Source organism: Rhizobium sp. 9140, assembly GCF_900067135.1.
Taxonomy (GTDB): Bacteria; Pseudomonadota; Alphaproteobacteria; order Rhizobiales; family Rhizobiaceae; genus Ferranicluibacter.
On sequence record NZ_FJUR01000002.1, the window covers coordinates 198,372 to 210,851 of the forward strand.

At 62.8% G+C, this 12,480-nt stretch carries 13 protein-coding genes; 1 reads left to right on the forward strand and 12 read right to left on the reverse strand.

The window, feature by feature from the left end; genetic code table 11:
• Positions 1-42: 42 nt before the first annotated feature.
• From GA0004734_RS18315 to GA0004734_RS18370, 12 genes are all read right to left on the reverse strand, one after another.
• Positions 43-1,155 (reverse strand): Gfo/Idh/MocA family protein, encoded by a 1,113-nt coding sequence (locus GA0004734_RS18315; protein ID WP_092936710.1) that lies wholly within the window; start codon positions 1,153-1,155, stop codon positions 43-45.
• Between the two features lie 120 nt (positions 1,156-1,275).
• A complete protein-coding gene (locus GA0004734_RS18320) occupies positions 1,276-2,301 on the reverse strand; it encodes an ABC transporter permease (RefSeq protein ID WP_092936712.1) in 1,026 nt (341 codons plus the stop codon).
• A gap of 48 nt (positions 2,302-2,349) precedes the next feature.
• The gene (locus GA0004734_RS18325; protein WP_092936714.1) at positions 2,350-3,888 is read right to left on the reverse strand and encodes a sugar ABC transporter ATP-binding protein; all 1,539 of its coding nucleotides are present in this window, start codon (positions 3,886-3,888) and stop codon (positions 2,350-2,352) included.
• Between the two features lie 163 nt (positions 3,889-4,051).
• Positions 4,052-4,981, reverse strand: a complete 930-nt coding sequence (locus GA0004734_RS18330) for a sugar ABC transporter substrate-binding protein (protein ID WP_092936716.1) — start codon at positions 4,979-4,981, stop codon at positions 4,052-4,054.
• 291 nt (positions 4,982-5,272) lie between these two features.
• Positions 5,273-5,791: a DUF992 domain-containing protein gene (locus tag GA0004734_RS18335; protein WP_092936718.1), complete on the reverse strand. Its 519-nt coding sequence runs from the start codon at positions 5,789-5,791 to the stop codon at positions 5,273-5,275.
• Between the two features lie 61 nt (positions 5,792-5,852).
• Positions 5,853-6,113, reverse strand: a complete 261-nt coding sequence (locus GA0004734_RS18340; protein ID WP_092936720.1) for a BON domain-containing protein — start codon at positions 6,111-6,113, stop codon at positions 5,853-5,855.
• Positions 6,114-6,202: 89 nt separating this feature from the next.
• Positions 6,203-6,382 (reverse strand): CsbD family protein, encoded by a 180-nt coding sequence (locus GA0004734_RS18345; RefSeq protein ID WP_092936722.1) that lies wholly within the window; start codon positions 6,380-6,382, stop codon positions 6,203-6,205.
• A gap of 160 nt (positions 6,383-6,542) precedes the next feature.
• Positions 6,543-8,051: a helix-turn-helix transcriptional regulator gene (locus GA0004734_RS18350; protein WP_092936724.1), complete on the reverse strand. Its 1,509-nt coding sequence runs from the start codon at positions 8,049-8,051 to the stop codon at positions 6,543-6,545.
• A 62-nt stretch (positions 8,052-8,113) separates the two neighbouring features.
• Positions 8,114-8,665, reverse strand: coding sequence for a DedA family protein (locus GA0004734_RS18355; RefSeq protein WP_245292540.1), 552 nt, complete (start codon positions 8,663-8,665; stop codon positions 8,114-8,116).
• Between the two features lie 168 nt (positions 8,666-8,833).
• Entirely contained in the window at positions 8,834-10,039 is a 1,206-nt protein-coding gene (gene pcaF, locus GA0004734_RS18360) for a 3-oxoadipyl-CoA thiolase (protein WP_092936728.1), read from the reverse strand.
• Between the two features lie 3 nt (positions 10,040-10,042).
• Positions 10,043-10,741: a 3-oxoacid CoA-transferase subunit B gene (locus tag GA0004734_RS18365; protein ID WP_092936730.1), complete on the reverse strand. Its 699-nt coding sequence runs from the start codon at positions 10,739-10,741 to the stop codon at positions 10,043-10,045.
• Positions 10,738-11,445 (reverse strand): 3-oxoacid CoA-transferase subunit A, encoded by a 708-nt coding sequence (locus tag GA0004734_RS18370; protein ID WP_092936732.1) that lies wholly within the window; start codon positions 11,443-11,445, stop codon positions 10,738-10,740. Before GA0004734_RS18370 ends, GA0004734_RS18365 begins: the two co-directional genes overlap by 4 nt.
• A 130-nt stretch (positions 11,446-11,575) precedes the next feature.
• Between GA0004734_RS18370 and GA0004734_RS18375 the strand changes: the two genes are divergently transcribed.
• Entirely contained in the window at positions 11,576-12,337 is a 762-nt protein-coding gene (locus GA0004734_RS18375; protein WP_092936735.1) for an IclR family transcriptional regulator domain-containing protein, read from the forward strand.
• Positions 12,338-12,480 lie beyond the last annotated feature (143 nt).

Genomic DNA, 12,480 nt, shown 5'->3' on the forward strand with positions numbered 1-12,480 from the left:
GGGCCGAATCGGGCGCATCGCCTCTCCTTCAGATGAGCGGCTTCAGACCGACACCCAACGCCGCTCCCGATAGGACTGCGCCATGGCGTGGACGCTGCGCTCTATTCGCAGGCCATCCTCGAAGCTGACTGTGGTGGAAGGGTTGCCGGCGATGGCGTTGATAAGCTGGTGGCACTCGATGGTCTTGAGGTCGTTGAAGCCGAGGCCGTGGCCGGGGGCGGGGATGAAGCGGTCGTAGGGCGGATGGATCGGGGCCGTGAGCACGCGGGCGAAGCCGCGCGTCGCTTCGGGGCCATCGGTCGTGTAGAGTTCGAACTCGTTCATGCGCTCCTGATCGTAGAGGATCGACCCCTTCGAGCCGAAGATCTGCAGCGCGATGCGCCCCTTGCGGCCCCAGGCGGAGCGGTTGGCCATCAGCACGGCGGAAATATTCCCTTCGAGTTTCAAGAGCACGCTGGCGACGTCGTGGTTCTCGACCTCCCGTCGCGTGCCGTCTTTCATAGGACGATCGGCATAGGGCTTGCCGAGATCGGCGATGACCTCCTGCACATGGCCGAAGAGATGCCAGAGGAGCGACAGCGGATGGACAGCGAAATCGTCCAGAGCGCCATAGCCGGAGGCCGCCTCGCTCTTCCAGTAAAAGAGGGCTTCCGGATCGGCCATGAAGTCCTCGTCCATCTCCACGCGCACGTGGTTGACCGTGCCGATCGTGCCATCCGCGATCAGGCGGCGGATCTGGGCGATGGCCGGATTCTGAATGTAGTTGTAGCCGAGAATGGCGATCTTGCCCGTCTCGCGGGCGGCCGCCAGCATGGCTTCGGCGTCGGCAAGAGCCGGCGCCATCGGCTTTTCGCACCAGACATGCTTGCCGGCTTCGAGCGCGGCAATCGCCATCTCCGGATGAAAAGCATTGGGCGTGGTGATCGAGATGACATCGACCTCTGGGTCGGCAAGAAGGTCACGCCAGTTGCCGGTCGATTTTCGGAAGCCGAAGGCGCTGGCACGGTTCGCCGCCATGTCGGCATTGGCTTCGGCCAGGTAGACCAGGTTCGGAGCGGGAACGTCTCCGAAGATCTGGCGGACGCCGTTCCAGGCAAGCGCATGGCACTTTCCCATATAACCGGTTCCAATCAGGCCGACGCCTAGAGCTTTCATGTTTGTCTCCCGAGTGGGTTTGGTCGCAGTGCTGAAGGTGACTGCTGAAATGCTGGGAAGGCCTCCATAAAGGTGCGGCAGCGACAGCGCCAGCCTTATGGAACGGTTGATACCTGCAGGTCAGCCCTTGGAACGTTTTTTCTGACGATAAACATCGACGACGACGGCGGTGACGATGATGAGGCCCTTGACGATTTCCTGGTAGTAGGCGTCCACCCGGAGGAAGGTGAAGCCCGAGGTCATGACGCCGAGGATGACCGTGCCGATGACCGTGCCGGTGATGCGGCCGACGCCGCCGTTCAGCGATGTGCCGCCAATGACGGTCGCAGCAATGGCATCGAGTTCATACATCACACCCATGCCGGACTGTGCGGTCTGGGCGCGGGCAGCCGTGACCACCCCGGCGAGACCGGCCAGCATGCCGGCAATGGCGTAGACCTTGATCAGGTGGCCTTCGACATTGATGCCGGAAACGCGCGCGGCCTGCATGTTGGCGCCGATCGCATAGGTGAACTTGCCGTAGCGGGTGTAGCGCAGGGCGATGTGGAAGATGAGTGCGACGACGAGGAAAACGATGACCGGCCAGATGCCCGTGCCGATGAAGTTGAATTGGTCGGTGAGCCCCGAGACGGGCTGGCCCTTCGTGTACCACTTGGAAATGCCGCGGGCCGAAACCATCATCCCGAGCGTGGCGATGAAAGGCGGTATCTTGGTGCGGGCAATCAGCTGCCCGTTGACGAAACCGGCAAGAAGACCGATGCCGATGCCGAGCGCGATCGGCACGATGAAGGGCATGTCGGTCAGCGAGGGATAGACCGCGCGCGGCCAGGTGGACGCCTGCGCGACGCTGGCCGAGATCATCGCCGTCATGCCGACGACGGATCCCGAGGAAAGGTCGATGCCGCCGGTGATTATGACCTGCGTGACACCGACGGCGATGATGCCGATGACCGAGACCTGCAGGATCATGATCGTCAAGCGCTGCGTGTTCATCAGGAAGCTCTGGCCGATGAAGATCCAGCCGAGCAGTTCGTAGACGAGCGCGATGGCGATCAGCACGAGGAAGATGTTGAACTCGGACGGCAGTTTTCGCCGCGAGTGCGGCGAGACGGGCGACGTGCCGTGCACGGCTTCATTGTTGGCCATTGATAGTATCCTCCCTGACGCGATGGATAAGCGGCGTGAACGGCGCGCTCAGCGCGCTGCCAGCTCCATCACCTTGATTTGCGTGGCTTCGGCACGATCGAGAAAGCCGGTGACGCGGCCTTCGTGCATCACCATGATGCGATCGCTCATGCCGAGAACTTCGGGCATTTCCGACGAGATCATGATGATCGCGACGCCGTTGCGCGCCATCTCGCTGACCAGGCGGTGGATCTCGGCTTTGGCGCCGACATCGATCCCGCGGGTCGGCTCGTCGAGAATGAGAATACGAGGATCGGTGAGCATCCACCGCCCGATGAGCGCTTTCTGCTGGTTGCCGCCCGACAGATTTTCGATCCGCTCGTCCAGATTGGGCGTCTTGACGCGCAGCTTGCGCGCCATATCCTCACATTTTTCGGCAAGCGCCGTTTGTTGCACGAAGCCGTACTTGACGAATTTGTCCTGTAGAACGGCGATCTGCATATTCTCCAGCACGTTGAGGATCAGCAGGCAGCCGGTGTCCTTGCGGTCTTCGGTCAAAAACGCCATGCGATTGGCGATGGCCTTGGTCGGCGTGTCGATGACGACGTCGCGGCCGTTGATGGCGATCGTGCCCGAAGTCGCCGGGGTCACGCCGAAAAGCGCTTCGGCGACATTCGACCGGCCGGAGCCGACGAGGCCGGCAATGCCGAGGATCTCGCCTGCGCGCACCTCGAAGGAAATATCGGTGAAGACGCCGCGCAGCGACAGGTTCTCGACTGCAAGAACGGTCTCGCCGATCGGAACCTCTTCCTTCGGAAACATCTGAGTGATTTCGCGCCCGACCATCATGCGGATGATGTCATCGCGCGTGACGTCCGTGGAGGCGTGCGTGCCGATATATTTGCCGTCGCGAAATACAGAAAACTCGTCCGCGATCTCGAACAGCTCGTTCATTTTATGAGTGATGTAGACGATGCCGATACCCTGTTCGCGAAGGCTGCGGATGATGGCGAAGAGGTGATCCACCTCGCGCTCGGTGAGCGCCGATGTCGGCTCGTCCATGATCAGGACGTCGGATTCGTAGGAAACGGCCTTGGCGATCTCCACCATCTGCCGGTTCGCCACCGAGAGGTCGCCGACCAGGGCCTGCGGATCGAGCGCGATGTTCAGACGTTTGAAGAGGTCGGCGGTCTGGCGGTTCATGGCGCCGTGGTCGATCAGTCCGAAACGCCCTTTGGGCTCTCGGCGGATCCAGATGTTTTCCGCAACCGTCATGAACGGCATCAGGTTCAGTTCCTGATGGATCATCGCAATGCCGTTTTCCAGGGCATCCAGCGGCGAGGCGAGCTCGATATCGACACCCTTCAGGCGAACTTGGCCGCGATCCGGCCGGTAGATGCCGGCAAGAATCTTCATCAGCGTCGATTTTCCGGCGCCGTTCTCGCCCATCAGCGCATGGACCGTACCGCGCTTCAGCCGGAAGGTAACGTCATCGAGGGCGACGACGCCGGGAAACTCCTTGCGGACGCCCTCAGCCGTCAGCAGAAATTCGGCATTGGGAATGGCGCCGCTCTTGCGCACCGCGGCCATCGTCGACGGGCTGACCATCGTTATTCTCCTCGAAAGACCTTCCACCCGTCCGGTAAACGAAGGTACCGGGCGGGCATCCTCTCTGGGTCATTGCGGCAGTGTCCGATGGCGCGGTGTCGCCGCTTTGCCCGGACCTGCGCACATCGGACTGCGGGTGGTGCCCGCAGTTCCTCGTCAGGCCTTAGTTCTTGGCCTGGTAGTCCTTGAGATTGGCGGGCGTGACGAGTTCGAAGGGGATGTAGACCTTCTTTTCCACGGTCTCGCCCTTGACCAGCTTCAGCGCAGCATCCACGGCGCCCTTGCCCTGGCCGGCAGCGTTCTGGAAGACGGTGACGTCGAGGTCACCGGCGGCCATCGCTGCGAGCGCGTCCTGCGTCGCATCGACGCCTGCAATGACGACCTTGTCCATCGGACGGCCGGCCGCCTTCAGGGCCTGCATCGCGCCGATCGCCATCTCGTCGTTGTTGGCGATCACAGCGTCGAACTCGGTTCCGGCCGACAGCCAGTTGGTGATGAGGTCGGCGCCCTCGGTGCGCTGCCAGTTTGCGGTCTGCTCCTCGACAATGGAGATGCCCTTGCAGGCATCCGTCGCCAGAACGTCGTGCACGGCGGCGGTGCGCATGCGCGCACCCTGGTTGGACAGCTCGCCCATCATGACGACGGCCTTGCCCTTACCGCCGAGAAGACGGCAGACTTCCTGCGCTTCGAGCGTGCCGGCGACCGTTTCCTCGGAGGCGACGAAGGCTTGCTTGTCCGGCAGGGCATCGAGATTTGCCGGCTGGCGGTTGACGTAGACGAGCGGGATCTTCGCGTCGGAGGCGATCTTCGACATGGCGGCGGTCGCGTCGGTATCGACCGGGTTGACGATGATCGCATCGACGCCGGCGGCGATGAAGTTCTGAATCTGGCTCTGCTGCTTGGCGACGTCGTTCTGGGCGTCCTCGATCTGCAGCGAAACGCCGTTCAGCGTCTGCGCGTAGTCGCTCATGCCGTTGCGCAGAACGGTCAGAAAGTTATCGTCGAACTTGGCAATAGACACGCCGATGGTCTCGGCATGTGCTGCCGTCGAGAGCATCACGGCAAGCGCCGCGCTGAAAATGATCGTCTTCATGTTTCCTCCTCAGGCGGGTGTCCGGTCGCACCCCGTTATCCGGATCTCCCAAAACGGGCTCCTCAATGTCCGCAGGCGCAACGCCAAAACGGTACAAAACAAACAAAATAAATCCTCGTGGAATGTTTATTCCATTATTTGTATCCGTCGTCAAATTGAATCTTCGCGATGTCTTCTGGATGGTTTGCAGAGGAGGTCGGAAGGGCTTCCCGTTGTAGATGCAAGAAGGGGCGGGACCTCTCGGTCCCGCCCCTATCCGTTGAGTGGCAAAGCGTTTGTGTTTCGCCTTGGTCAGTTTGCGGCGCGCAGTTGAAGGCGCGAGACGCCGGCGGCGACGTTGAGACCGGTGCCGGCCTGCGTGCTCAGCGGCTGGAGACCGAAGTTCTTCGAATTGCCGCCGACAAGGGCGTTTGCGCCAAGGCCGAGGCCAACGGCGGCGCTCGCCGATGCGCCGACATAGGTGCCGGCAAGGCTGCCCTGCCCAATGGTGGTCGGGACCGTGTTGACGACGATCCAGCTGAGATAGGACTTGCCCGTCACGCCGACGTCGATGCCGAGCTTACCGATCGTGCCGGTGTAGCGCTCGGTCTTTCCGCCGCGCTGCCTGAAGGTGCAATCCACAGCCTTGCTCGACCCGATGAGCAGGCCGATCCCGCCGGCGACCTCGCAGGACAGCGTGCCCAGACGTTCGCGAGGCTCGTCAGCGACCTGCCTGCCATGTTGCTTCTTCGACGGGGTCATGTCGGCCGCCGATGCGGTGGTGCCGATGGCCAGGGTTGCGGCGAGCGCGAGGATGAGGGTCTTCTTCATGAAATGACTCCGATCATGATTGTAATGTTGGGTTCGATGTTCAGGCGTAAACCGCACGGGTTCAGCATGGTGCAGCAGGCGAAACGATTTCGACGTCGCTGATGACGCGGCGCGACGAGAGGTCGGCGGCAATGCCGATGGCCATGTCAATCGCCTCGCGGCTCGGGGCTCGGCCGGAGAGCAGGATGTGCTCCTCCGTCACTGCCACCGCGATGCGGCAGTCTTCCAGCCCATAGGTGTAAGCAAGAACGCAGGCGATCGTCGCTTGGGTCGATCCCTGGTCGTGGGTGAGGGCGGTGTTCGAAAGAACGGGAAACAACATGATGGCTCTGCCTCTCGGTCGGGCTTTCAAGGGGTCATCTCGCCTGCGCCCCGGCTCTCCAATGACAGAGAGCCGTGAGCCGCAGCAGCCTATTTAAGGGCGCCCTTGATGGCGTCCTTGGCCTTGCCGAGCGTGCTCTGAGCTTTGCCGTCTGCCTTGTCGATCTTACCTTCGGCTTCGAGGCGCTCGTTGCCGACCAGCTTGCCGACAGCCTCCTTGACGGTACCCTTCGCTTCCTTGGCTCCGCCTTCAATACGGTTCTTGTCCATCCTGGTTCTCCTTGAAAACAGACGTTCAGGTTCAGATGGCAGCGACGATCTCGCTGTCATGAGAGGGGAAATAGTCGGTTTGGATGGATGATTTCAGATTGGGAAATACCAGTCGGCCTGGTAGTAAATGACCTTTTTTCAGGTCGCAGATGGGTTTCTGCTATTTTTGCCGTCCCGGCCGCTTGCTGAGCTTGGCATCCGGCAGTCCCGTGAAGCCGCGCTCTCGTGCCCAGATGACTGCGGCCGCGCGGCGGTTGACGCCGATCTTCCCATAGAGCGATGCGATGTGGTTGCGGATCGTGTTTTTGGAGAGATGCAGTGTGTCGCTCATCTCGGCATCGCTCTGCCCGCTGCAGATCAGGCCGAGGATTTCCCGTTCCCGGTCGCTCAAGGCGACAAGCTGCGCCGTCGGAGCCGCGCTCGAAGTCTGCTTCAGCGTCGCAAGGCGATCGACGATGGAGCGGCTGAGCCAGGAGGTGTCGGCCATCACGCTTTCGATCGCCTCCACCAGTTGCGCCTCGCTCCGCCGACGCTCGGTCACGTCCTGCAAGGCCCAGATGATACATTGTTCGTCGTTGATCTCGACGCGCTCCGCCGAGACGAGGCATTCGGCAAAGGCACCATCCTTCTGCTTCATGCGCATCGGCTCGTCGCGCACGAAGGTGTTGTCGCGCAGCTTCTGCTCGATATCTCGACGCGCGGCGATGTCGTCCCACAGGCGCAACTCGCCCGCCGTCCGACCGACGACGTCTGTCAGGCCGTAGCCGGAGATCTGCAGGAAAGCGTCGTTGGCTTCGGTGAAGACGAAATCGTCCAGCCGCGAGATGGCTGCGGGTGCCGGCGAAAGACGGAAGGATTTCGAGAATCGTTCCTCGCTTTGCCGCAGGGCATTCTGCGCTTTTCGGCGCGCATCGAGATCGGCGAAGGTGAAGAGCATGCAGGGCTCCTCAACGACCGCGATCGGCTCTCCCGCCACGATGACCAGACGGTCGCCGCCGGCCGGCAGAGGAACCAGCGCCTCGCGATGCCGGATGACGCGGCCCTCGACTAGCTTCGCCAGTGCATCCTCGCCGCTCTCGCAATTTGAAAACAGCCCGATGGCCTCCACCGTTCGCCCGATGATGTCTTCCTTGATGAAGCCGGTCATCTCGAGGAACCCCTGATTGACGCGGATGAACCGGTGGTCATCCAGCCGACAGATGAGGCCGGGGGCGGGGTTGGCGTTGAAGGAGCGCTCGAACCGCTCCTCGGCCTCGAAGCGGGGCGTCTCGTCGCGGATGACCAGCGCCAGAACCGCATCGCCATCGCTCTTACCCGAGATCGCCATGCTCCGGCTCGTGTGAACCCAAGCCGTATCGAGGTCCGCTGCCGGCGAGATCTCCACCGTGACGTCCTCGACCGTTTCGCCGGCCAGCAGACGCTCGATCGGATACTGGCCCTCTTCCAGCGGATGGTTGTTGCGATAGCGCAGGGTGAAGGTCCGTCGGTACCCCTTCGCGTCGCCGCCGAGGTCACCGATGGCCTCGACGCGGTGCATCGCAAGTGCCGCCGCATTCGCCCAGGTGATGCGCCCTTTGCCATCAAGGAAGATCACCCCCTCGCTGAGGCCGCCGAGAAGCGCCTGAGGGGTGTCGCGGTCGAGGGAAGGCGCTTTGAGGCTTTCGGGCATGGTCTGTTTCCGGTCGGCGCGCTGCGGGTTGGTCGGTTAAGCGAAAAGCAAGGCAGGAGAGTTTATCGGTATCGATAGCGCACGAACATCGCGGCCCCTGCAATGCCAGCCACCAGCACTGCGAGCGCGAGGAGAAGATGAATGTGCAGGCGCAGATGTCCAAACAGCATCTCCACGGCATTGCCGAAGAGAAACCCGATGGCGGTGATCGCCGTTCCCCAGAGGCAGGCGGCAACACCGTTCAGCACAAGGAAGCGAAAAGCGGAGATGCTCGTCCGGCTGATCAGCAGGGGACTGATGATGCGCATGCCGTAGATGAAGCGGAAGGCAAGGATGAAGCCGACGGGATAGCGTTCGAGCAGGCCGGTCGCGCGACGCATGGCCGCCGTCGCCTCAAGCCGCTCCACGAAGCGGAAGCGTGCGGCATGCCGGCCGATGAAGAAGAAGAGCTGGTCGGCAATGAAGGAGCCGAGCGCGGCAGCGGCGGCCACCTGCCAATAGACGAGGAGACCGCGATGCGCGAGCACGCCACCGAGGAAGGCGACCGCTTCTCCCTCCAAGCCGGCGCCAGCAAGAACGGCCCAGATGCCGTAATTCGAGATCAGCGCTTCCAACAGACGTCCGATCCGATTACCGAGGCGCTGCCTGAACTCCCCGCCATCCATGACTCTCCATCAACAATCGTTGTCGAAGATAGTCTTCGACAGCGCGTTTTGAAGAGCCGATGAATACACACGGTTCATGTTGTGGAGTGTGGCGCGGAGGTCGAAGACCTCCGGTCCTTATACGCGCTCGAATGCCATCGCGATGCCTTGGCCGACGCCGATGCACATGGCGGCCAGGGCGTGCCGGCCCGTGCCGAGCGAGAGTTCGAGCGCGGCCGTTCCGGCAATGCGGGCGCCGGACATTCCAAGCGGATGGCCAAGCGCGATGGCGCCGCCGTTCCGGTTCACATGCCCGGCATCCTCGGCAATGCCGATTTCCCGCAGCACGGCAATGGCCTGTGAGGCGAAGGCTTCGTTGATTTCCAGAACGTCGAATTGCGTCGGCGACAGGCCGAGGCGCTTGGCCAGCTTCTGCGTCGCCGGCACCGGCCCGATGCCCATGACCCGCGGCGGTACGCCTGCCGCAGCACCCCCAAGGATCCGCGCGATCGGGGTCAGCCCGTGGCGCCTCGCGCCGGCTTCGGATGCGATGATCAGGGCCGCAGCGCCATCATTTACGCCAGACGCATTGCCCGCCGTCACGGTGCCTTTGCCTGTCTTGTTGACGGGCCTGAGGCCGGCGAGCGCAGTGATGGTGGTCGCGCGGGGATGCTCGTCCTTTGCGACGACAAGGGCATCGCCCGTGCGCTGGGGAATGCTGACGGGCGTGATCTCCCGGTCGAGACGGCCATTCGCCTGGGCGGCAGCGGCCTTTTCCTGGGAGCGAACCGAAAAGGCATCCTGGTCTTCCCGCGAGACATGAAAGTCGGCGGCGACATTGTCGCCCGTTTCCGGCATGGAATCGACGCCGTAGAGCGCTTTCATCGAAGGGTTGACGAAGCGCCAGCCGATCGTCGTGTCGTAGATTTCGGCCTGCCGGGAATAGGCGGTTTCGGCCTTCGGCATGACGAAGGGTGCCCGGCTCATGCTTTCCACGCCACCGGCGATCATCAGGTCGGCCTCGCCGGAACTGATCGCCCGCGCAGCCGTCATCACCGCGTCCATGCCGGAGCCGCACAGACGGTTGAGCGTCGTGCCGCTGACGGACACCGGCAGGCCGGCGAGCAGAAGCGACATGCGGGCGACGTTGCGGTTGTCCTCCCCCGCCTGATTGGCGCATCCGAAGATGACGTCGTCGACCGCCTCCCAGTCGACGGCGCTGTTGCGCGCCATCAGGGCTTTCAAAGGCACGGCGCCGAGATCGTCGGGGCGCACGGAGGCAAGCGCGCCGCCAAAGCGGCCGATGGGTGTGCGAATATAATCGCAGATGAAAGCGTCTGGCATGGTTCAATGTCCTCCGAGTTCTGGCACGACGAGATCGACAACGGGTGCAGCGACATGCAGCGGCGCGCCGGTCATGGCCTGGAGATCCTCCATCGACAGGGCGGCGAGCTTCTCGCGCACCACGAAGCGGCCGCCGGCGATGTCGATGACGGCATGGCTGGTATAGACCCGCGTGATGCAGGCAACGCCCGTCAGCGGGAAGGTGCAGGCCTCGACCAGCTTCGGCTTGCCGTCCTTCGTCACATGCTCGGTAATGACGAAGACCTGTTTTGCGCCGTGGACGAGATCCATCGCGCCGCCGACGGCGGGAACGCCCTTCGATCCGACCCGCCAATTGGCGAGATCGCCCGTCTGGGCTACCTGATAGGCACCGAGAATGGCGACGTCGAGATGTCCGCCGCGCACCATGGCGAAGCTGTCGGCGTGGTGGAAGAAGGCAGCACCAGGGTTCAGGGTTACAGCACGCTTGCCGGCATTGATCAGGTCCCAGTCTTCCTCGCCGGCTGCCGGCGGCTCGCCGAAGTCGAGAATGCCGTTTTCGGTGTGGAAGATCGCCCGGCGGCCGGGCGGCTGGTAGCGCGCCACCATTTCGGGAAAACCGATGCCGAGATTGACATAGGCGCCGTCCTCGATGTCCTGCGCGGCGCGCCAGGCGATCTGGGCGTTGGAGAGCTTGATGTCTTCGCGGGTGCCGGTGCTCATGCGTAGGATACTCCGGCTCGGATGAGCTCTTCTTCCTGTTGTGGATGTGCGACCTCCGTGACGCGGTTCACGAAGATGCCCGGCGTGATCACGTGCTCCGGGTCGATCTCGCCCGGTGCGACGATGCTGGAAACCTGGGCGATGGTGGTCGCCGCCGCCATGCACATCAGCGGATTGAAGTTGCGGCCCGCCTTGTTGAAGGTGAGGTTGCCGTGACGGTCTCCCAGATGTGCCTTGACGATGGCGAAATCCGCCTTCAGCCAGCGCTCCTGCACATAATGGCGGCCGTCGAATTCCGCGATCGGCTTGCCCTCGGCAAGGTCGGTGCCATAGGCGGTCGGCGTGTAGAAGGCGGGGATACCAGCGCCGCCGGCGCGAATGCGTTCGGCAAGCGTGCCTTGCGGAACGAGCTCCAGTTCGATCTCGCCGGCGAGATAACGGTCTGTAAAGGCGCGCGGATCGGACGAGCGGGGAAACGAGCAGATCATCTTGCGCACCATGCCGGCGTCGATCATCGCGGCGATGCCGATGCGGCCGTTGCCGGCATTGTTGTTGATCACCGTCAGCCCTGTCGGGCGCTTGTCGATCAGCGCGTGAATGAGCTCGATCGGCGCGCCGGAGCCGCCAAAGCCCCCGATCATGATGGTGGCACCGTCTCCGATGTCCTTCACGGCGTCCGCCGTGCTGCTGACCGTCTTGTCCACTGAATCCTCCGCCTAAAACCAGCCCTCAAGACGCCGGCCACACGAAAACGGTAGCGCGACGGGCCATCGACGGCAATGTAAATGTGCGATATGGTGCATTTGTTACGATAACGCACATCTGAGGCCGACAATGGAAACGAAGCAGAGCGACATGATGGGCGGCCTCGCCAAGGGGCTTCGGGTGATCGAGGCTTTCACGGCGGATACGCCGCGCCTGAGCATTTCCGAAGCCGCCGCGATGGCCGGGCTCGACCGGGCGACGACGCGACGCTGCCTGTTGACGCTCGCGGAGCAGGGGTACTGCGCCTATGACGGCAAGTTCTTTACGGTGACGCCACGCGTCTTGCGGCTCGGGACCGGCTGTCTCGCGACCATGCCGCTGCCCCGCATCGTCCAGCCCTGGCTGGATGAACTGTCCGAAAGGATCGGCCAAAGCACGTCGGTTGCCATCCTCGATGAGAGCGATATCGTCTATGTCGCGCGGGCCGCGCAGCGGAAGGTGATGTCGATCGCTCTCATGCCCGGCTCGCGCCTGCCGGCCTACTGCACCTCCATGGGGCGCGTGCTGCTGGCGGCCCTGCCGGAAGATATGGCACGAAGCCTCCTCGGCGCGGCGCCGCTTGCCCAGCGAACGCCGCACACGATGACGGCTGTCGAAAGGCTGATGACCGAACTGGAGACGGTTCGCGCCCAGGGCTATGCCGCCGTCAGCGAAGAGGTGGAGCTCGGCCTGCGATCAATCGCGGTTCCCATCGTCAATGCTCGCGGGCAGGTGGTCGCGGCATTGAACACCGGCTTTCCCGCATCCTCGGAAACGATGGAAACCGTCGCGCAAACCTTTCTGGAGCTGCTTCTGCATGTGCGCAAGGAGCTTTCCCGGATCCTCAACTGAACCTCATCGCGCCGCCGCATGCTCCGTTTTCGCAAAGCGGAAAAAACGAGAAAGGCGTCCTGAAAGTTTCGCCCGCGTTTCCAGGTTTTTTGGAATTTTCTCTTCGGGAACAAACCGATGAAGGCTCAGTTTGACAGGCCACA